Genomic DNA, 21,192 nt, shown 5'->3' on the forward strand with positions numbered 1-21,192 from the left:
ATATAAAAAAAGCAAACCGAAGTTTGCTTTTTATTAAAATTTAATGAATGTTATTCTTCATCGTCGTAGTCTTCATCAGAAACAGAGTTTTCTTCTAATGAAGTATCAAAAATAAGAATAGCTTTACCATCTGTCTGGATCATACCTTGATCTTCTAAGGTTTTGAGTACACGACCAACCATCTCGCGTGAGCATCCCACAATACGGCCAATTTCTTGACGAGTAATGCGAATTTGACGTCCATTTGGCAAAATCATTGCTTCTGGTTGAGAAGATAGATCGATCAAACAACGTGCAATACGACCAGACACATCAATGAATGCCAGATCAGTCATTTTACGCGTGGTATTTTTTAGACGGCGAACTAATTGTGCAAAAACAGCATAGCTTAAGTCTGGATATTGTTTGCTAAGTTCGTGAAAGTTGTCATATGAAATTTCTGCAATTTCACAGACATCGCGCGTACGAACTTCGGCTGTACGTTGAGGGTTCGGTTCGAAAAGCCCCATTTCCCCAAAGAAATCTCCCGGATTTAAATATGCAACAACAATTTCACGTTCATCATCTTCACGTAAAATAATTGAAACTGAGCCTTTTAAAATTAAATATAAAGATTTTGACTCTGTTCCGGCATCAACAATTGTGGTTCGTTTTGGATATCTGTTGATGTGAGCACGTTTTAACAATGCTTTAACGGATTCAGGTAGTTGCCCCGGGGATAAAGCATCTGTGCTGAGTTGTGAAAAATTTGAAGTCATGCTTAATATGTTCCGAATAGGGTAAACAATTCACACAAGCCCGAGATGAGCTATTACACAGAAGAGATGAAATTCCTTATCAACTCATTTTATGTTAGTGTACAAAACAAGGGCCTGTTGACATTTCACAGATGGTTGCGACATAAGACAATTCTTTTAGACGTACCTAATAAGAACTATGAAATTTAGTCATTCTAAATAAATAGATCTTAACAACGGAACGTACAAAATAACTTGGTCTTGCGCTAAGCCTGCGCTGCTTTTATTGCAACTCAGATTATGGCTGAAATTTCACAAACTTTATTACAAAACTGGACAAAGGATTGCCATTGTCTGGGTTTTGCGTCTTATTTGGATTAATTTTTAGCTATAACGCAATCCATAGATGAAATGTCAAAAGACCCTACTTAAATTTATAATTTTTTTTAGGTAGTTGCAATGCAAACAAGTGTACATTGGCTAGAGAATGTTGCTTTTGAAGCGAAATCAGATAGTGGGCATAGTGTCATTATGGATGGCTCACCTGAGTATGGTGGTGAAAACCGTGGTCCACGTCCCATGGAGCTGTTATTAATGGGACTTGGTGGGTGTGCTTCGTTTGATATTGTGACCATTTTAAAGAAATCTCGCCAAGATGTGACGAATGTTGTATGTAACTTAAAAGCTGAGCGTGCTGACACAATTCCGGCTGTCTTTACTAAAATTCACCTACATTTTGTGGTAACGGGTAAAGCTGTGAAAGAAAAGCAAGTTGCAAAAGCAGTTGAGTTGTCTGCCGAGAAATATTGTTCAGCAAGTAAAATGCTTTCTGATGGTGGTGTAGAAATTACACATGACTTTGAAATTATTGAAGCTGAATAAGGCACTTGTTTGATAGCTAAAAATTAAAAGAAGCTGACATAGAGTTGGCTTTTTTATTATCAAAAATAACTAAAAAATAAGAGGAACAATGAAAGTGCATATTCGTTCTGCTAAATCGGAAGATATTCAAGCAATATGTGATCTACTTAAACAGATGGGATACCCACAGCCTTTTGCTCTTATTCAAGAAAAATTTGAGATACTCCATAATGACTCTAATTCACAAATTTTGATTGCTGAAGAGAGGGGTAAAATTTATGGTTTTTTATCTCTCTACTTTATTCCACAAATAGCCTTGCAAGGTGACTTTGCCAAAATATGCTATCTGTGTGTTGATGAAAATATACGAAGTAAAGGTGTTGGAGATTTACTTTTGCAGCAGGCTGAGAAATTGGCAAGACAACGTGGTTGTGATCGAATGGAACTGCATTCAGGAATGCAAAGACCTTTGGCACATCAATTTTACCTAAGAGAAGGCTACGTCGAAGCACCAAAGTATTTTCGTAAAGCTTTAAATTAACGAGCTGTATTTAGGAAAAGCTGAGGATCTACCCGAGCATTATTAAGGCTCATGCCCCAATGCAGGTGAGGGCCTGTCACTCGTCCAGTTTTGCCTACTAAACCTAATGTTTCTCCTTGGCGGATATGCTGGTCTTTCTTAACTTTAATTGCACTTAAATGGCAGAACATGCTGATGAGGCCTTGACCATGATCAATCAACACTGTTTGACCATTAAAAAAATAAGATCCAGTTTGGACAACGACACCATCTGCGGGCGCAACTACTTTTTGTCCTACTGGCGCAGGAATATCTAAGCCTGAGTGGGGTGCTCGTTCTTCACCATTAAAGAAACGTTTTCTCCCGAAAGAGTTGCTAAATTTTCCTGAAGTTGGACGTATAAATGTTGGAAGGGTTTGCCATGAGCTCTGTCTAAATGAACTATATACATCATTTTGTTCTTTCGCTTCTTGAGCGTAGCGGTCTAATTGACTTTGGTTAGGGTTCACGTAATCTTGGTTAGTGACTTTAATTCGTTGTTCTGCGTAAGGATAAGACTTAATTTCTATTTGGATCGGGGCTTTATTTGTGTCGAGTTGAATACTGCCGATTGGAGTAGATAATGGAATACCAAGAACAGCATAACGCTGCTGACCTTCTTGACTAATTAAAACAGGCTTTTGTTGAAAAGTGACCTGAGTAATATCAGTAGTTAGAGGAACAACTGCAATTCCACCAGGTCGTCTGGAGTCTTGTGGGAGCTGAGCGATTGCCAGTGCTGAAGTAAAAAGACAAGTTGTTGTTAATATAAAGTGTTTAAAGTGCATTTTCATTTCAAGACGAGTAGGAAACTAGCAAGATAAACTAAAGCTTAATCACTAAATTCTCAATGAAGACTTTGTGAAAAGCGTAGTAAGAATAAGCATGAATCTAAATATTCAAGCATTTTAATAAAATGTAGCTGAACTGTACTTGAAATATATACAAAACAATCCCATATTATAATGGAGTTTTACTCATTGTTATTTTTATAACATTATGAAAAATATATAAAAATTTATTTGAAATTCGAAGAAGTGTTCCCATCTATTAGACAAGTACAAATTTGTTGTGAGGAATAACAAGAATGCGTTTTGAGAAATTTACAAACCGCTTGCAGCAAGCCCTCTCAGATGCTCAATCTTTAGCGATGGGTAAGGACCATACAGCTATCGCAGGTATTCATATTTTGTCTACCTTGTTAGAAGAGCCATCAAATATTAGCTTGTTGCAACAAGCAGGTGCACGGTTACCTGAACTTAAACAGAAACTTGAACAGGCTATAAAAGATGCACCGACAATTGCCAATCCAACAGGTGATGTCAACTTAAACCCAGAAGCGGTAAAAGCACTTAATTTGGCAGACAGATATGCACAGAAAGCAGGTGATGAATTTTTATCAACTGACTGGGTGTTGTTGGGTTTGGCAGAGACCGGCGAAACTAAAAGTATTTTAAGTGCGGTAGGCGTAACTCCTGACAGTTTACGCAAAGTAATTGAACATATTCGAGGTAATGACAAAGTCATGAGTAATAATCACGAAGACCAACGTGACTCACTTAATAAATATACGATTGATTTAACAGAGCGTGCTTTATCTGGAAAACTTGATCCTGTCATTGGGCGTGATGATGAAATTCGCCGTACCATTCAGGTGTTATCGCGTCGTACCAAAAACAATCCTGTTCTTATTGGTGAGCCGGGTGTTGGTAAAACCGCTATTGTTGAAGGTTTGGCACAGCGTATTGTGAATGGCGAAGTGCCAGAGGGATTAAAAAATAAACGTGTTTTATCCCTCGACTTGGGTTCATTACTGGCTGGTGCTAAATATCGTGGTGAGTTTGAAGAACGCTTAAAAGCAGTTTTAAAAGATTTGGCGAAACACGAAGGCGAAATCATCCTGTTTATTGATGAGTTACATACGCTTGTAGGCGCTGGTAAAGGCGATGGCGCAATGGATGCAGGGAATATGTTAAAACCTGCATTAGCACGTGGTGAATTGCGCTGTGTGGGTGCGACAACCTTAGATGAATATCGCCAATACATTGAAAAAGATGCTGCTTTAGAGCGTCGTTTCCAGAAAGTACTGGTTGATGAACCAAGTGTTGAAGATACGATTGCAATTTTACGTGGACTCAAAGAAAAATATGCTACTCACCATGGTGTGCAAATTTTAGACTCTGCGATTATTGCTGCGGCGAAAATGTCTCATCGTTACATCACCGATCGTCAATTACCAGACAAGGCAATTGATTTGATTGATGAAGCAGCTTCTCGTATCAAAATGGAGATTGACTCTAAACCTGAAGCACTTGATAAGCTTGATCGCCGTTTAATCCAGTTGAAAATGCAATTGGAAGCTGTGAAAAAAGATGAAGATGTCGGCAGTAAAGCTGAAGTCACTCATCTTGAAAAACAGATTGCTGAAGTCGAGAAAGAATACAACGATCTTGAAGAAATCTGGAAGTCTGAAAAAACTTTAGTAGAAGGTACTAAACAGGCTCAGGTGGAACTTGATAAAGCGCGTATTGCTTTTGAGAAAGCTCAGCGTGAAGGTGATTTGGCTGAGGCAGCACGTTTACAGTATGGCGTAATTCCAGAGTTGCAAAAGCAACTCGAGCAAGACGAGGTTGCAGAAGAAAACGAAGAGCCAAAACTGATTCGTACTAAAGTGACTGAAAATGAAATTGCTGAAGTTGTTAGTGCTGCAACAGGTATTCCGGTTGCTAAAATGATGCAAGGCGAGCGTGAAAAACTCCTTCATATGGAAGAGTTCTTACATGACCGTGTTGTGGGGCAAGATGAAGCAGTTGTTGCGGTATCGAATGCAGTACGTCGTTCACGTGCCGGTTTGTCTGACCCGAATCGTCCTAGTGGTTCGTTCTTGTTCTTGGGTCCAACAGGTGTTGGTAAAACTGAGTTGACTAAAGCGCTGGCTAACTTCTTGTTTGATAGTGATGATGCCATGATTCGTATCGACATGAGTGAATTCATGGAGAAACATTCGGTTAGCCGTTTGGTTGGTGCACCTCCAGGATATGTGGGTTATGAAGAAGGTGGTGTTTTAACTGAAGCTGTTCGCCGTAAGCCATATAGTGTGGTGTTGTTTGATGAGGTTGAAAAAGCGCATCCAGATGTATTCAATATCTTGCTCCAAGTATTGGATGATGGTCGCTTAACCGACTCACAAGGTCGAGTAGTAGACTTTAAAAATACGGTAATTGTGATGACTTCGAACTTAGGTTCACAAGATGTACGTGAGCTAGGCGAGGGTGCAACAGACGATGAAGTGCGTACCATTGTAATGAATGCGGTAAGTCAGCATTTCCGTCCGGAATTTATTAACCGGATTGATGAGCTTGTGATTTTCCATTCACTCAAAAAAGCACAAATTCGTGGCATTGCCGATATTCAGTTGGATCGATTACGTTCGCGTCTTGTTGATCGTGACATGAGTTTAACTGTAGATGACACTGCTTTTGATTTATTGATTGATGCTGGTTTCGATCCTGTATATGGTGCGCGTCCATTGAAACGTGCGATTCAACAACAGATTGAAAACACATTAGCACAAAAAATCTTGTCGGGTGATTTTGTCGCAGGTGATACTATTCTAGTTAAAGGCGAAAATGGGCATTTAGTCTTCGATAAAATGAAACTGAGTTAAGCTTTTTCTGCTAAAACCGAAAAGAGAATATGGAAACATATTCTCTTTTTTTATGTTGAATCAGTTTTTATGGTTGATGTGAGTAAAGCAATTATGGCATCTGAAACTTTCTGAGTTAATGTCTTTAACTTTTGTTCTGAGTGACCAGATAAAAAATAACGATAATGATAAATATGCTGTTGGTAAGAAATGCAAATAAAAAAGGTGCCCACAGGTTTTTCTGGGGTTTCACTTCCGCCAGATTTTAATAGCCCAGTACAACTGACAATAATATCAGCTTGTTGAAATAGGTTTTGACCCAGTCTACACATTTCCTCTGTGACTTGCGGTGACTCCGCTGTGTAAGTCTCTATTAACTTTGGATCGATATTTAAAATACTAATTTTAATGCTTGGGTCGTAGCTAACTAAGCCACCCAGTAAAATATCTGCACCACTATTTTTGTGAATAGAAAACTGACTTGTTAAATAACCGGAACTGGCGCTTTCAATAAAGGCGATTTTGAGTTGGCGATCTTCTAATAGTTGGCAGCAGTACTGAAGCATTATTTCACCTCGAATGGTGTTTATTTATAACTAAAATCAATTATAGAAAATTATAAAATCACAGTAAGTGATTTAGCAGTGTCGTACAAGTCTGAGATAAAAATCTATAAAACAACTTGAATATTCACTAAATGCTTGTGAAATATTTCTGGTTTTAAATTGATCAATGTTAATTGTCGGGAAATCTATTCATAACATTGCGACATGTTTAAAAAATTGTTAATTTTGTTCGATATAACGAACAATAACAATTTAGGATAAATGCAATGAACAATAAACAAGGACCTGCGCTGTGTATTTTAGGTTGTATTTCAATGATACCAATTAATGTATGGGCTGCGCAGCCTCTAAGTGAAGGGGCCTTAGCAACACAAACAGGGGCAGTAAATGCTGCTTTACCTGTGATTATTGCGAAAGCTCAAGACGATGCTAAGAAACCAATGATAGAACAACAACAGGCACGTCAGGCATTAGGGGATAATTATTTACAACAAGTTCGATGGGATGCACTTAGAACAAGTGTACTTTCACCTTATCAAGAACAAAAACAAAACCATGTTATCGATAGTAAGGAAAAGAAGAAACTGGAAATGATGGCATTACCGGAAAGAGCAGACCGCTTTACCAAATATGATTTTGAATCAAAAAATGTTCATGGTGAGGTTATTATTACCGTGAAGTAATAATAACCTCTAGTCTTATTAATATTGATCTAGGCCAGGATGCTGGATTTTCCATGCACGGTGGATTTTTTGATTACGTTTAAAATCAGGGCCAATGGTCTCAGAAGTAATTTCTTCAACCTGAAAAATAGCTTCGATCTCTTCGTCCATTTCAAAACCACGATAGTTGTTTGAGAAATAGAGCGTTCCTTCACTATTTAAACGGTTCATTGCACGTTTAATGAGTGAAACATGGTCACGTTGCACGTCGAAAGTACCATAGAACTTTTTAGAGTTTGAGAATGTCGGTGGATCGATAAAAATAAGGTCATATTGTTCGTGACCTTCTTTTAACCACTCAAAACAGTCACTCGCAAAGAACATGTGCTGTTCATCTGCGTGATCTACAGTTAGTCCATTTAAAACGAAGTTTTCTTTTGACCAGCTTAAGTAAGTATTAGATAAGTCTACACTTGTCGTACTTGCAGCACCGCCTAAAGCAGCATGTAAGCTTGCTGTAGAAGTATAACTATATAAATTCAAGAAGTGCTTGCCACGAGCTTCTTGTGCGATACGTAAACGCATTTGACGGTGGTCAAGGAATAAACCTGTATCTAGGTAATCTGTCAGGTTAACTAAAATTTTAGCTTTACCTTCCTGAACGATAAAACGTTTTGAAGCTGTACTTTGTTTCGTATATTGATTTGTACCAGTTTGGCGTGCACGTGTCTTAATAAAGATGGCATCGCGGTTTAAACCAGTAACAGCACGAATTGCAGCGAGTGCTAAATTAAAACGTTTCTTTGCTTTTTCAGGATCGATTGTTTTTGGTGGTGCATATTCCTGAACGTGTAAGCGATCGCCATATAAATCTACAGCGACATTAAAGTCAGGTAAGTCTGCATCATACAAACGTAAGCAATAAACATTTTCTTTCGTTGCCCATTTTTTCAAGGCAGTCATATTTTTTTGCAAACGGTTAGCAAAATCTTGAGCTTCTTCCATTTCAATAGGTTGAGCTTGCCAAGTTGCTAAGAATGGTTGTGTAACTTTTTCTGGCTTAATTGAACCAAAGCGAATGTAAATCGGTAATTTACCATTCATTAAGCGTAAAGTTTCAGGTGCTTCAAACGCTAAAACATCGGCTTGTTCAATTTGCGCTGCAATAATAGCTGCATATTGATTTGGGAAATGTTTTTGTAAAAGTGCAGATAAACCTAGGTAAAGAGAGCGGTTAGATGCTTTATCACCTAAACGTTCACCGTAGGGAGGGTTTGTCACAATAAATGCAGTTTTGCCTTCAGCTGAAAAATCAGGCCAGTCAGCTAAAGTGCGTTCTTCAATCTGAATTTGACCTAATACTTTTTCAAAGCCAGCCGCAATAATATTTTCACGGGTTGCTTTTACAGCTTCCCAGTCTGCATCGTAGGCATAAAATTTAGGTAAAGGTAATTCAAGTGCCTTTTCATGACGTTCTGCTGCTTCAGCTTTAATTGAAAGCCAAAGTTCGCGGTCATGACCATGCCAACCATTAAAACCAAAACGGCGAACAAGTCCTGGCGCACGGTCAGTCAAAATCATTAATGCTTCAATAATAAATGTACCTGAACCACACATTGGGTCGAGCACAATCTCTGGCTTACGTTGTTGAAGCTGAGCTTTTTGTAAGATTGCCGCCGCAAGGTTTTCTTTGATTGGTGCATCCGTCATATAACGGCGGTAACCACGTTTATGTAATGAATCACCAGATAAATCTAGGCAGTAGGTATGTTCAGTTTTACCTGCTAAAACATATAACGTAATTTCTGGTTGTTTGGTGTCAATGCTCGGACGGCGACCTACAGCTTCCATGAAAGAATCGACAACACCATCTTTTGCTCGAAGTGTTGCAAATTGAGTATTAACCTTAATTTCACGTTCTGCATGTAAGCGAATTGCGAAGGTACTTTGTGGTGCAAAAATAAGTGACCAGTCAAAGCTAATCGCACCTTCATAAAGCTCTTCTGCTACATCACGTGCATCATGTGTATGTTCGAGTTCATAAGTATGAATTGGAAGTAAAACACGTGAAGCAAGACGCGACCACATACAGATGCGATAAGCATGTTCAAGCGTCCCTTCAATGATTAAACGTCCTGCTTTACGTTCTGTCACTTTGGTGCCAAGCTGTTCTATTTCTTCTTGTAAGAGGGCTTCTAAACCATCAGCACAAGTAATCCAATAGTGGTTTAAACGTAAAGAGGTATTCATAAACTCGATTGACCAAAACATATAAATATTAACGATGCAAAGTTTAACTTATTTTGATGTGTAAAGGTTTTTAAATTATTGCAACCTATCATAATCCAACCAATAAACTGATTTTTAAAGATTAATACAGTAAAAGTGGTATGTATTTTGCTAAGACAATCCTATCAATGGTTATTTATTTAACAAACACAGCTATTTTTTAACCATTTTTATTATTTTAGATTGATGGGGTAATTATAAATGAAAGACATGATGGGGAATGGTTTTGTTTCTAATGCAGATGCTTTCTCAGTAGCTACACAAATATATGTACGCATGCGTAGGGTGACGGGGCGGGTAATAGATGCCCTGTATGTGGTTCAAAATAAAGATTACGCAAAATATGTCATTGGGCTTGCACTAGAGTCGGACGACGACGAATTAAAACGATGTGTTGAGCGATTGAAATCGTTGGTTGAGACAATACCTGAGCTTTCTCTAAAAGAAAAAATTGCTGTTGTTAAAGTCGATGAAGAGTCGGAAATTACCGCCGAAGACATTTATCGAGCACAAGTTCCACATCATTATATTGGTGCCTTGAGATAATCTAGATCAAGGTCCTAAATTTTCTGGTCAATTTAGGGCCTTATTCTGTAAAGTTCTTCTGCGAAAAGAGCGGAATTCAGCTACACTATGCACGTTTTCGCGATTCGACCCATAGGAATCCATTATGCATATTGCAGCGTTGCATCAACCGAGCCAGGTTCAGCTCAATCAAGACGGAAATTTAAAACATTTTTTAACGATTGAGGGACTTTCAAAAGAAAACCTCACCAAGATTTTAGATACCGCACAAAGCTTTTTAGATGATAATAATAATTTAATTAACCGTCCGCTCTTAGAGGGATTGACGGTTATGAATCTCTTCTTTGAAAACTCCACACGTACCCGTACTACTTTTGAAGCAGCAGCAAAACGTTTGTCTGCCAATGTACTGAACATTGATATTGCACGTTCAAGTACTTCAAAAGGAGAAACTCTGCGCGATACGCTCTGGAACCTTGAAGCAATGGCAGCGGATATCTTTGTTGTTCGCCATTCATCTTCGGGTGCTGCACATTTCATTGCTAAAGATGTATGTCCAAAGGTCGCGATTATTAATGCAGGGGATGGACGTCATGCTCATCCGACGCAAGCGATGCTTGATATGCTCACCATTCGCCGTGAAACAAAAAAACCATTTGAAGATTTAAGCGTTGCTATTATCGGGGACATTAAACACTCTCGCGTAGCACGTTCGGATGTAGCTGCATTACAAACCCTAGGTTGTAAAGATATTCGTGTGATTGCACCGAATACATTATTGCCAGTGGGCTTTTCTGAATATGGTGAGAATGTTCGCTTGTTTAACAAGATGGATGAAGGTATTACCGATTGTGATGTGATTATTGCTTTACGTATTCAAAACGAGCGTATTGACTCACCAGCGCTATCTTCACAGTCTGAATTTTACAGAATGTATGGTTTAAACAAAGAACGTCTTGGTTTAGCTAAACCAGATTGCATTGTGATGCATCCGGGACCAATGAACCGTGGTGTAGAAATTGATTCAAGTGTTGCTGATGGAGATCAGTCGGTTATTTTGAAACAAGTAACCAATGGTATTGCAGTTCGTATGGCCGTATTGGCGTTATCAATGCAAGGCCAACTCCAAGAGCAAGGTTTAATTGAAGCGATTACGTTGTAAGGAATGGATCACATGAGTATTGTAAAAATTGAAAATGTACGTGTGTTAGACCCAATCCAGAAAACAGACAGCGTACAAACTGTATATATCGAAAATGGCAAGTTGGTTGCTCCAGTTGAGCAAGTTGAGCAAACCATTGATGGCCAAGGTAAATGGTTAATGCCAACCATGGTTGATTTATGCGCGCGTTTGCGTGAACCGGGTCAACAGCAACATGGAACATTGAAATCGGAAGGTAAGGCAGCACGTGCCAATGGTATTTTGCATGTGATTACACCACCTGATTCAAAGCCGATTGTACAAGACAACGGTGCTCTCATTCATGGCTTGATTGAAAAGGCATGGCATGATGGGGGCATTCACATGCATATCATTGGTGCTCAGACCCAAGGTTTAAATGGTAAGCAACCAGCAAACATGGCGGGCCTGAAAAAAGGTGGTTGTACTGCTGTTTCTAATGCGAATGCTGCTTTTGAAAATGACGATGTAGTTATTCGTACCTTGGAATATGCAGCGGGTCTTGGTTTAACGGTTGTGTTTTATGCTGAAGAGCCACAGATTGCTAAAGACGGATGTGCACACGAAGGCTTTATTGCTTCTCGCCAAGGTTTGCCAATGATTCCGGCAATTGCTGAAACTGTGGCGATTGCGAAATATTTGCTTATGATTGAAGCAACTGGCGTAAAAGCTCACTTTGGTTTGTTATCTTGTGGTGCATCGGTTGAATTAATCCGCGCAGCAAAAGCAAAAGGTTTACCTGTGACTGCCGATGTAGCAATGCATCAGTTGCATTTAACTGAACACTTAACTGATGGTTTCAATTCGCTAGCACATGTTCGTCCACCATTGCGTTCTGAGCAAGATAAAGAACTTTTACGTCAAGGTTTAAAAGAGGGCGTGATTGATGCAATTTGTACGCATCACGAACCTTTAAGCAGCTCCGCAAAAATGGCACCATTTGCTGAAACTCAACCGGGCATTACTGCTTTTGATACTTATGTATCTTTAGGCATTCAACTCATTAATGAAGGCTTATTTGAACCTTTAGAGTGGGTGGAAAAAGTGACTAGCGTACCTGCGCAGGTTGCCAATATGACTACGCGTTGGAAAGATGAAGCAGGATGGGTATTAGTTGATCCTGAATTAAGCTGGACAGTAAGCAAAGACACGATTTTATCGCAAGGGAAAAATACTCCATTGTTGGGTCAAAACCTTAGCGGTAAAGTACTTCAAACTTTTGCTAACTGATAAAACGGTTATTTAAAGTAAATTTAAAATATAAACAGGTAGATCAATAAGATCTGCCTGTTTTGTAAAGACTAGATGCAAATTTGTATATAAATTATTTAAAAAACAATAAAAGATTGAACGCAGATTAGAATAAAAAACTATCAGCACAGAGAAGTATTTGAATAATCAAAAGTTGCTGGTTACGACGTATAAAATTCGGGAGAATAACCAATGTCGATAAACCCTATAGAACTGCTTAAAGAAAAAGTATCATCAACTATATTAAATAATCAGGACGGATACCTAGGCGAAAAAACGAATGCTTTATCTAAGTTTTATCCAATTTTACTTTCATTGTTAGCTGCTAAACCTGATCTTATTGGACAATTAAAAAATAGTTTGACTCCTTCATTATCAGACCTCTTTTCTCATAATGACCAAATCAAGAATACGGTACTTACTCATTTAAGCGGTACGGCACCAAATAATGAAATCGAAAGTACACTCAATAGTGCAATTAAACCCAGCCTTAATGCAATTTCGGATGTTGCCGGAAATGATCAACAAAGTATTGTGAATTATTTACGTCAGCATGCAGAAACAATTCGTTCACATTTGCCGGGATGGGCTGTTGGCCTATTAGCGCCACTAGGGCTTGGTGCAGGCTTGTCTTCTGTTACACCGTCAACAGCACCACCACTTGCCGCTGCGACTGAAAATACAGGCAAATCTCGTGGATTCTTGCCTATTATTGCACTCATTATTCTGGGTCTTATCATTGCTTGGTTATGGCGTTCTTGCCAACATAAGGAGGCTGTGCCAGCACCAGAACCAATGGGTGCAAGTGGTGTTGAAGCTACTACCGCAGCTGCACCCGCGAGTTTAACATTAAGCACAGATGATAAAGGTGCTGTGAGCCAGTGTCAGGCAGGTATTGGAGATCAAGGATTCTTAGCAACACTACAAACCCAAGTTAAACAGGTTTTCTCATCAACCCAAGATTGTAACGTTGATACTAGTCAAACTTATGCGGCTGGATTTACAGACAAAGATGCGCTTGCGGGCGTACTTGGTGCATTAAAAGGTGTGCCAAATGCATCTTTAGAATGGATAGGTGACAAAATTACTTTGAAAGCAGGTGATGCAGCAGCGTTAGCAGCATTAACCGCAAAAGTAAAAGCACTTGTTCCTCACACTGAAGTCGTTTCTACAGCACCAGAAACAGCTGAGCAATCTGTAAGTAATAGCTTAACTGCTTCGCAAACTGCTTTAGGCTCAATTGACCCGAATAATGTCGATGTAAATGCTTTAGTGAAAGCGCTTAACTTGCAAATCATTAATTTTGCGAGTGGTTCAAGCGATATTCCAGCAGACAACAAAGCTATTCTTGATCAAGCTGCAACACTTTTAAATAAAGTGACTAATGTAAAATTAAATGTGGGTGGTCATACTGACTCAACAGGCAACGCTGCGGCAAATAAAGCTTTATCACAACGCCGTGCTCAAGCAGTAGTCGACTATTTAACATCTAAAGGTGTAGATGGATCTAAATTAGTTGCACAAGGTCATGGCTCTGATCAGCCTGTTGCAGAGAACACGACAGAAGAAGGACGTTTTAAAAACCGTCGTATTGAGTTTTCAGTAGCTCAATAATGTTCTGATTTATGAAAAATTAGTTATTTTAATTTGAAAAAAGCTTCTCATTTTGAGAAGCTTTTTTGTTGGAACAAATAGTGTTGGGTTGATATGAAAATCAGTTTGGTTGGAAGTGGGAGAGTTGCCTTTCATTTAGCAAAGGTACTGTTGGCTCAAGGTCATCACATCGTACAAGTCTATGCGCGTGATTTTGAGAAAACCCAAAAGTTTGCAGAGCAATTTCAGTCAAAAGCATGTGAAGCTCTTCGCGAATTTCAACCGACCGATCTTATTATTTTATCGGTTTCAGATAGTGCCATTGCAGAGCTTGTAAAACAGATTCATGAATTGTTTCCTGAAACACTTATGGTTCACACCTCTGGTAGTACAGATATTGAAGTCATCAGTCATGTGCACAAAAAAGCAGGGGTATTTTATCCATTACAAACATTTAGCCTTGAAAGAGACGTTGACTGGTCTGCAACACCGCTATTTGTTGAAGCGGTAACAGATACTGATCAAGAACTACTTTCAGATTTAGCAAATAGCCTAAGTAGGCGAGTATATCAATACACCTCAAAACAGCGTTTAACTTTACATTTGGCAGCTGTATTTGCTTGTAATTTTACTAATTACTGTTTTGATATGGCAAAGCAGGTAGTAGATAAAGAGCAGGTCGACTTTAGTTTGCTCTATCCTTTAATTTTGGAAACAGCAAAAAAAGCGACTGAAAATGATCCAAAGCAAATGCAAACTGGGCCTGCGGTAAGGGGGGATCAGAATATCTTGGCAATGCATGAGGATCTATTGGCTAAAGCAGGGCGAGATGATTTAAAACAGGTCTATCAACTTTTAAGTGATGGCATTGTGAAACAGCATCACTCGGACTAAAGCTGATTTTAAAATTAAGGTTCGCCGTTATTTCCCCATTTTAAGAAGCCAGCACGCTGATTTAATAGTTCAAAATATTGGTCGACATGTTTAAGTGTTGGATGGTCAAAAGGAGTGGCTTTCCAGCGCTGTACAGATAGACCAATTGGAATATCGGCTAAGGTAAACTCAGTTCCTGCAACATAGGCTTGAGTTTTTGCAAGCTGTTGGTCAAGAATCTGCATATGATGATTCCAGTCATCAATACCTTGTTGTAATAAGTTTGGATCTTGATGATCTGGAGAATGTCTCAAGAGAGACATAATGGTATAAGTCCAGCTGTTATTCAGCTCGATGGCTTGCCAATCAATCCACTGATCAACAAAGAATCTTTCTTTAGCTTGAGTAGGGTAAAGCAGATGCTCTTTGTCATAAGCATTTGCCAAATAACGGATAATACAGTTGGACTGCCAAAGGACTAAATCGCCATCTAAAACAACAGGAATTTGACCATTTGGGTTTAATTGTAAATATTCAGGTGATTGTGCTGAACGAAAGCCTCGTCCCCAATCTTCTCTTTCATATTCAAGATTTAATTCTTCGCACAACCATAAGACTTTGCGAACATTAATGGAGTTATCACGCCCTAAAATTTTTAACATAGTGTTGTTGTCCTTAGCAATTTTTAGTATGGCAAGTACCAGTTTCTATAAATAGCTAGATTCGCTTAGATTGGCAATTATTAATTAGAAAGAAGAAATACTATAGATCAGATATATATTTAATTTCTTTTTATATAAAAAAGAAAAGGCCTAGTTTATGACTAAGCCTTTTTTATTATTTACTTAATCTTTTTAAAGATAAAGTCATTAATTTTATGACCTGACTCAATACCACGGCGTTCAAACTTAGTCACTGGGCGCCATTCTGGACGTGGGTAACTGTTGCCTTTACCTGCCAAGTTCTCAAGATCTGGACGGTTATCTAAAATATCAAGCATCCATTCTGCATACGGTTCCCAGTCTGTTGCTGCGTGGAATGTGCCGCCAAGTTCAAGTTTCTGTTCAACCAATTGCATACGCTCATGAATAACAAAACGGCGTTTAAAATGACGTTTCTTTTGCCAAGGGTCTGGAAAGTAAAGTTGTACACAGTTAATACTGTTGTCTGGCATTTCACGTAAAACCTGAATCGCATCTGCATCAAGTACACGCAAGTTTTTAAGTTCCGCCATACCTGCTTCATAAAGACACTGAGCAATACCAGGTACGTGGACTTCAATACCCACATAGTTGCGTTCAGGGTTGGCTTTTGCCATAAGCACTAATGAACGACCCATACCAAAACCGATTTCAACAGTTAAAGGACGTTCTGGATGTTCGAAATGTTGGCGTAAGTCGCCAACAGGATATTCCAAAATTAAATCGCGATGTTGTTCTAATGCCGTGCGTTGAGACGTATTAAGTGGTGCTGAACGACGCATAAACGTCACAATTTCACGGTGTTCAGGCAAATTGTCTAAGTCTGCAATTTGCGTTTCTAACTGATCGATCGACATAACCTTGGCAATATTGAAATTCAAATGCGGTATTTTAAGTCTTCATGTGGTCAAGTCAAATGTTTCGGTGTTTTTCTTCATGTAGATGTCATGTTCAATATTTAATCTAAGAATCTATATAAATTTCAAATGAACATATTTACTCATGAAAAACTTTCAATTACGCACACTTTCTGTGCTATTAGGGGCACTTGGTGCTTTTACGTATAGTCCTTGGGCACAAGCACAGCTCATGTTTAGTCAATATGTTGACGGCAGTAGTAACCGCAAAGGTTTGGAAATTTATAATCCAGATGGCGCTACAGTTAACTTAGCCGACTATGAAATTCAACAATTTAATAATGGCGGTACAGTAAAAACAGCAACTTTCCGTTTACAAGGATCGTTAACTAGTAAGCAGAAGTTTTTGGTAGGCCGTTCTGAGTTGCAGGCTGAACTTGGTAGTAAAGTCGATCAGGTCGCTGCATTATCTTTTAACGGTGATGATGCCGTTGTGCTTGTGTACAAAGGCACACCTGTAGACCGTTTTGGGCGTATTGGCGAGCGACCAGAAGCAGGATGGGGAACAGCCGTTTCGAGCTTAGGAAATAGTTTTAAGCGTATTGAAACTGAGAACCCAGCTTTAAGTATTGATGCAACTGCAGCATTTGATTTGGACCGTTCATGGTCGGCTTGGGCAAATCGAAATGACTTTTCAAATTTATCAGGTTCTACAACTCAGCCTCCTGTTGAAACAGTAAGTTGTTCAAGCTCAGATACACCAATTGCTGATTTAGCTACATCAACTCAAGACCAGACTTATACAGTGCGTGGGGTGATTACTGCTGATTATCGTTATGCCAATGGTTTTTCTGGCTTCTATGTTCAGACACCAGATACGAAAGCACGTGCGAATGTTAGCAATGCTATTTTTGTTTATATTCCAAATAGCAGCGCTGTAAAAGGTGGACAAATTGGCGATGAAGTTATTTTGCGTGGTCGTTTAACGACTTATCAAAACCAATTGCAATTAGATCAATTACAACAAGATATTCAAACTTGTAATAGCAATATGGCAAATCAAGTTCAGCCGATTAGCCTTGAACTCCCATTTGCTAGCTTAACGGGTGGTTCAACCCATTCTCCGCAGCGTTATCAAGGTATGTTGGTCAAATTACCTCAGACTTTAACGGTAAGCGAGAACTACAATTATGGCCGTTATGGTGAGTTATCTCTAAGCTTAGGTCGCTTATATATTCCGACTAATTTATATCCAGCGTTATCTCCTGAAGCTAAAGCTCTTGCTCAGAAAAATTTATTGTCGAAAATTATTTTTGATGACGGCTATAACAACCAAAACCGTACTCCATGGTTACCGACAAATTTTAGCGCTGCCAATACGCTACGTTCAGGTTATCAACTTAAAAATACTGAAGGTATTTTGGAATACCGTTTTAATGGTTGGCGTGTGCAACCAGTGCTTGGACGTAATCAGCCTGAAGTGATTACTCAAACAAACCCGCGTCAAAGTGTCATTACCAAAAATGCTAATCACATTCGTGTAGCTTCATTTAACGTTTTGAACTATGACAATGGTGCAACTGGTTTTCCAACAGAACGTGGTGCAACAACACAAGCTGAGTTTGATAAACAGCACCGTAAAATTGTGAGTGCACTCAAAGCGATTGATGCCGATGTTTACGGTTTAATGGAAATTGCTAACAATGGTTATGGCCCGAACAGTGCAATTGCTCATTTAACCAGTGCTTTAGGTAGTGATTGGAAATACGTTGTTCCTGAAAACTTAGACCGTTTAGGTGGTGATGCAATCGCGGTTGCTATTATTTATAACAGCAAGCGTGTTAAGCCTTTGAATAAACCTGTTGTGCTTGATTTAGGCGACAAGAACCGAACAACATTGGCGCAAAGTTTCCAAGCCGTTCGTGGTAATAAAACCTTTACCGTTATTCCAAATCACTTGAAATCGAAAAGCTGTAGCGGAGTGGATGCTAGCTCTACTGATGCAGACCAAAAAGATGGTCAAGGCTGTTGGAACCCGACTCGTGTGAAAGCAGTAGATCAAATTGTGCAGTGGTTGGCGAAAAATCCAACTCAAGTGCCTAAGCAAAATGCTTTACTTGTAGGGGATATGAACAGTTACGCAAAAGAAGAACCTATTTTGTCATTTGAAAAAGCAAACTACAAAGTTTTGCTGAATGACGCTAAGGTAGGACAGGGTGCTCAGGCATATAGCTATGTATTTGGTGTTGCGAGTGATGCCAATGGAAATGGTGGAGCAGGTAACTTAGACCATGCAATTGCGGATGCATCTTTATATCCAAAAGTAGTGAGAACCTTTGCATGGCATATCAATGCAGATGAGCCAACCGTTTTAGACTACAACGAAGAATATAAAACTGATGAGCAAAAGGCACTGTTTTATGGTGAAGATGCTTATCGTTCTTCGGACCATGACCCTGTAATTGTCGATCTGGATTTAAATGGAAAAGACTCAAGCCATCCTGACGATGATAAGAAAAAAGGGATCTTTGATTTCTTAAATGAATTAATGAATTGGCTTAGTCAGCTTTTTAAGCGTAATTAACGGAAAATTGCGTGACGTAAATGTGTTTTATCATATTTTAAACAATCGTCACGCAAGACAACTTGCAAGGAATAACTTTTTCAAGAATATTAGATGGTGTAAGTATTTTATAAGTTTACGCTTTTTTACAATTAAGGAATTGTGCAAACCTTGCAGGTTTTCTAGAAGCAATTTAAAACGTTAATATGAGATAACAAGGATCAGATATGAAATTATATTATTCGCCAGGCGCATGTTCTTTAGCTGCACATATTATTTTAAATGAAATTAATGTTGATTTTGATTTAGAACGAGTAAATTTAAAAACACATAAAACAGAAAAAGGCGCAGATTATTACGAGATTAATCCAAAAGGATATGTACCAGCTTTAGAAATTAATCCTGGCTTAATGTTAACCGAAAACGTTGCGATTTTACCGTTTCTTGCTCAGCATGATCCTAAGCAGGATTTGATTCCGCCATCAGGAATGGGCCGTGCGAAAGTATTGGAGTGGTTGGGGTATTTGAACTCTGAGTTACATGATGCCTATGCAGTATTCTTTGGCGCACCATTAACAAGTGATGAAAAAGCTAAAGCTTATGCAGAAATCGACCGTCTTTTAAAATATATCGATAATTATTTGGCTGAATCTGATTATGATTATTTGGTAAATGATAATTTCGGCCCAGCAGATGCTTATCTATTTGTTTTAACAAATTGGTCAAACTCAATTGAGCACGATTTAACACCGTATAAGCATATTATTGCATTACGTAATAAAGTTGCAGAGCGTCAATCTGTACAAATTGCGATGCGTGATGAAGGCTTAATTTCATAAAAGATTTTTAAAAGCCAAAAAAAGCCCCTAGTCAATAGGGGCTTTTTTATACTAAAGACGATTAGTGTTGAGCGTCTTTTTTCACATCAGCAGCTGCATTTTCAACAGCTTGAGCTGTATCGGCAGTTGCTTTACGTGCAGTCGCTTCAGCTTGCGCAGCAGCATCAGCGGTTGCGTCAGCAGCATGGTCGGTTGCAGCATCGATTTTTTCAGCAGCATTATCAGTTGCAGTAGCAATATCGTCTGCAGCTTTGTCACCAGCAGATTTGATATCTGCAGTTGCTTGTTGAGCAGCATTTTCTAAGTGTTCACCCGTTGTCGCACCTGTTTCTGGAGCTTTATCTTTATTACATCCAACAAGAGCAACGGTCGCAGCAAGACCTAAAGCAACAAGTAATTTATTCATTGTGTTTTTCCTTCTAATTTATGGCATCCAAAATTATGGATGTCTAAAATATAAACATAAACTAACTGATTAATAAAGATCGAAAATTGTTAAAGAGTTGTAACTCTAATATTAAAAAAGCCTAGCATTTTGTAATGCTAGGCTTGGGTTAAATCGTACTGGTTTGACTAGGTTTTACTGCCCAGAACGGATGATGTAATCAAACGCAGAGAGTGATGCTTTAGCGCCTTCACCTGTAGCAATAATGATTTGCTTGTAAGGTACAGTGGTACAGTCACCCGCAGCAAATACACCTTGCACATTGGTTTCGTTGCGGTCATTCACAATGATCTCGCCACGGTTGGTTAATTCAACTTCACTGTCTTTCAAGAAGTCAGTGTTTGGTAATAAACCAATCTGCACAAAGATCCCAGCAAGCTCGACCACATGCTCTTCATCAGTGGCACGGTCTTTATATTTAAGGCCAGTCACTTGTGATCCGTCGCCTAACACTTCGGTACTTAAGGCATTCATAATCACCGTTGTGTTTGGCAAGCTATGCAATTTGTTTTGCAACACTTGGTCTGCACGAAGTTTAGTGTCGAACTCAACCAGAGTTACATGCTCAACAATCCCTGCAAGATCAATTGCAGCTTCTACGCCTGAGTTACCGCCACCAATCACAGCAACACGTTTACCTTTGAACAACGGACCATCACAGTGTGGGCAGTACGCGACACCACGGGTACGGTATTCTTGCTCACCCGGTACATTCATCTCTCTCCAACGTGCACCTGTTGAAAGGATCACTGTTTTCGATTCAAGCTTTGCACCGTTTTCAAGTTCAACTTCAACCAAGCCATTTGCAGTTTGATCTGCACCAACGATTTTGCTGACACGTTGCAAATTCATGATATCAACATCGTATTCACGAACATGCGCTTCCATTTCAGCAGCAAACTTAGGACCTTGAGTTTTTTGCACAGAAGTGAAGTTTTCAATGTCCATGGTATCCATGACCTGACCACCAAAGCGTTCAGCCACGATACCTGTGTTAATGCCTTTACGTGCAGCATAGATTGCAGCTGTTGCACCTGCAGGGCCA

20 protein-coding genes are annotated in these 21,192 nt (G+C 39.1%); 12 read left to right on the plus strand and 8 right to left on the minus strand.

The features are described 5' to 3' along the window. Positions 1 to 50: 50 nt before the first annotated feature. Positions 51 to 758: a cAMP-activated global transcriptional regulator CRP gene (crp, locus tag RFW85_RS15110; RefSeq protein WP_046812331.1), complete on the minus strand. Its 708-nt coding sequence runs from the start codon at positions 756 to 758 to the stop codon at positions 51 to 53. Positions 759 to 1,022: 264 nt separating this feature from the next. Here crp and RFW85_RS15115 point away from each other — a divergent pair, with 264 nt between their 5' ends. The 3 genes from RFW85_RS15115 to RFW85_RS15125 all read left to right on the plus strand — a co-directional run bounded on the left by RFW85_RS15115 (position 1,023) and on the right by RFW85_RS15125 (position 2,139). Continuing rightward, positions 1,023 to 1,118: a hypothetical protein gene (locus RFW85_RS15115; protein WP_309171651.1), complete on the plus strand. Its 96-nt coding sequence runs from the start codon at positions 1,023 to 1,025 to the stop codon at positions 1,116 to 1,118. Between the two features lie 78 nt (positions 1,119 to 1,196). After that, positions 1,197 to 1,619: an OsmC family protein gene (locus tag RFW85_RS15120; RefSeq protein WP_005041936.1), complete on the plus strand. Its 423-nt coding sequence runs from the start codon at positions 1,197 to 1,199 to the stop codon at positions 1,617 to 1,619. A 94-nt stretch (positions 1,620 to 1,713) separates the two neighbouring features. Next, a complete protein-coding gene (locus tag RFW85_RS15125) occupies positions 1,714 to 2,139 on the plus strand; it encodes a GNAT family N-acetyltransferase (RefSeq protein WP_170249684.1) in 426 nt (141 codons plus the stop codon). Here RFW85_RS15125 and RFW85_RS15130 read toward each other — a convergent pair. After that, positions 2,136 to 2,945 carry a M23 family metallopeptidase gene (locus RFW85_RS15130; protein WP_170249672.1) on the minus strand — a complete coding sequence of 270 codons (810 nt, stop codon included), beginning with the start codon at positions 2,943 to 2,945 and terminating at the stop codon, positions 2,136 to 2,138. The two genes, RFW85_RS15125 and RFW85_RS15130, sit on opposite strands and share 4 nt — an antisense overlap. A 299-nt stretch (positions 2,946 to 3,244) precedes the next feature. Between RFW85_RS15130 and clpB the strand changes: the two genes are divergently transcribed. Next, positions 3,245 to 5,824, plus strand: coding sequence for an ATP-dependent chaperone ClpB (gene clpB / locus RFW85_RS15135; RefSeq protein ID WP_086264406.1), 2,580 nt, complete (start codon positions 3,245 to 3,247; stop codon positions 5,822 to 5,824). A gap of 50 nt (positions 5,825 to 5,874) precedes the next feature. On the opposite strand, the gene RFW85_RS15140 is transcribed toward clpB, so the two are convergent. Beyond that, the gene (locus RFW85_RS15140; protein ID WP_170249671.1) at positions 5,875 to 6,369 is read right to left on the minus strand and encodes a CinA family protein; all 495 of its coding nucleotides are present in this window, start codon (positions 6,367 to 6,369) and stop codon (positions 5,875 to 5,877) included. Positions 6,370 to 6,635: 266 nt separating this feature from the next. On the opposite strand from RFW85_RS15140, the gene RFW85_RS15145 reads away from it, so the two are divergent. Continuing rightward, positions 6,636 to 7,052 carry a hypothetical protein gene (locus RFW85_RS15145; protein WP_170249670.1) on the plus strand — a complete coding sequence of 139 codons (417 nt, stop codon included), beginning with the start codon at positions 6,636 to 6,638 and terminating at the stop codon, positions 7,050 to 7,052. Positions 7,053 to 7,070: 18 nt separating this feature from the next. Here the strand turns inward: RFW85_RS15145 and rlmKL are convergent, their stop codons facing one another. After that, positions 7,071 to 9,281 (minus strand): bifunctional 23S rRNA (guanine(2069)-N(7))-methyltransferase RlmK/23S rRNA (guanine(2445)-N(2))-methyltransferase RlmL, encoded by a 2,211-nt coding sequence (gene rlmKL / locus RFW85_RS15150; RefSeq protein WP_213064628.1) that lies wholly within the window; start codon positions 9,279 to 9,281, stop codon positions 7,071 to 7,073. A 240-nt stretch (positions 9,282 to 9,521) separates the two neighbouring features. On the opposite strand from rlmKL, the gene RFW85_RS15155 reads away from it, so the two are divergent. From RFW85_RS15155 to RFW85_RS15175, 5 genes are all read left to right on the plus strand, one after another. Next, complete coding sequence (locus RFW85_RS15155; protein ID WP_170249669.1) at positions 9,522 to 9,866, plus strand: hypothetical protein; 345 nt, start codon at positions 9,522 to 9,524, stop codon at positions 9,864 to 9,866. A gap of 124 nt (positions 9,867 to 9,990) precedes the next feature. After that, positions 9,991 to 11,007: an aspartate carbamoyltransferase catalytic subunit gene (locus RFW85_RS15160; RefSeq protein WP_032004023.1), complete on the plus strand. Its 1,017-nt coding sequence runs from the start codon at positions 9,991 to 9,993 to the stop codon at positions 11,005 to 11,007. Between the two features lie 12 nt (positions 11,008 to 11,019). Continuing rightward, positions 11,020 to 12,255, plus strand: a complete 1,236-nt coding sequence (locus RFW85_RS15165) for a dihydroorotase (RefSeq protein WP_068562887.1) — start codon at positions 11,020 to 11,022, stop codon at positions 12,253 to 12,255. A 213-nt stretch (positions 12,256 to 12,468) separates the two neighbouring features. Continuing rightward, positions 12,469 to 13,890: an OmpA family protein gene (locus RFW85_RS15170; RefSeq protein ID WP_170249668.1), complete on the plus strand. Its 1,422-nt coding sequence runs from the start codon at positions 12,469 to 12,471 to the stop codon at positions 13,888 to 13,890. 93 nt (positions 13,891 to 13,983) lie between these two features. Then, positions 13,984 to 14,763, plus strand: a complete 780-nt coding sequence (locus RFW85_RS15175; RefSeq protein ID WP_309171649.1) for a F420-dependent NADP oxidoreductase — start codon at positions 13,984 to 13,986, stop codon at positions 14,761 to 14,763. Positions 14,764 to 14,777: 14 nt separating this feature from the next. Here RFW85_RS15175 and RFW85_RS15180 read toward each other — a convergent pair whose 3' ends face one another. Both RFW85_RS15180 and trmB read right to left on the minus strand, forming a co-directional pair. Beyond that, entirely contained in the window at positions 14,778 to 15,404 is a 627-nt protein-coding gene (locus RFW85_RS15180; protein WP_170249666.1) for a glutathione S-transferase family protein, read from the minus strand. A 179-nt stretch (positions 15,405 to 15,583) separates the two neighbouring features. Then, positions 15,584 to 16,300 carry a tRNA (guanosine(46)-N7)-methyltransferase TrmB gene (gene trmB, locus RFW85_RS15185; protein ID WP_002121537.1) on the minus strand — a complete coding sequence of 239 codons (717 nt, stop codon included), beginning with the start codon at positions 16,298 to 16,300 and terminating at the stop codon, positions 15,584 to 15,586. A 145-nt stretch (positions 16,301 to 16,445) separates the two neighbouring features. Between trmB and RFW85_RS15190 the strand changes: the two genes are divergently transcribed. Both RFW85_RS15190 and RFW85_RS15195 read left to right on the plus strand, forming a co-directional pair. Beyond that, on the plus strand, positions 16,446 to 18,884 hold the full coding sequence (locus RFW85_RS15190) for an ExeM/NucH family extracellular endonuclease (RefSeq protein WP_170247917.1): 2,439 nt from the start codon (positions 16,446 to 16,448) through the stop codon (positions 18,882 to 18,884). Between the two features lie 206 nt (positions 18,885 to 19,090). Then, a complete protein-coding gene (locus tag RFW85_RS15195) occupies positions 19,091 to 19,702 on the plus strand; it encodes a glutathione binding-like protein (RefSeq protein WP_170247916.1) in 612 nt (203 codons plus the stop codon). 61 nt (positions 19,703 to 19,763) lie between these two features. Here the strand turns inward: RFW85_RS15195 and RFW85_RS15200 are convergent, their stop codons facing one another. Together RFW85_RS15200 and RFW85_RS15205 are read right to left on the minus strand one after the other, a co-directional pair. Continuing rightward, entirely contained in the window at positions 19,764 to 20,108 is a 345-nt protein-coding gene (locus tag RFW85_RS15200; protein ID WP_170247915.1) for a hypothetical protein, read from the minus strand. A 174-nt stretch (positions 20,109 to 20,282) separates the two neighbouring features. Next, positions 20,283 to 21,192, minus strand: a 910-nt coding sequence (locus RFW85_RS15205) for an FAD-dependent oxidoreductase (protein ID WP_309171650.1), incomplete at its 5' end; no start/stop codon positions are given.

Source organism: Acinetobacter sp. 12966 (assembly GCF_031196995.1).
Classification (GTDB): domain Bacteria; phylum Pseudomonadota; class Gammaproteobacteria; order Pseudomonadales; family Moraxellaceae; genus Acinetobacter; species Acinetobacter geminorum.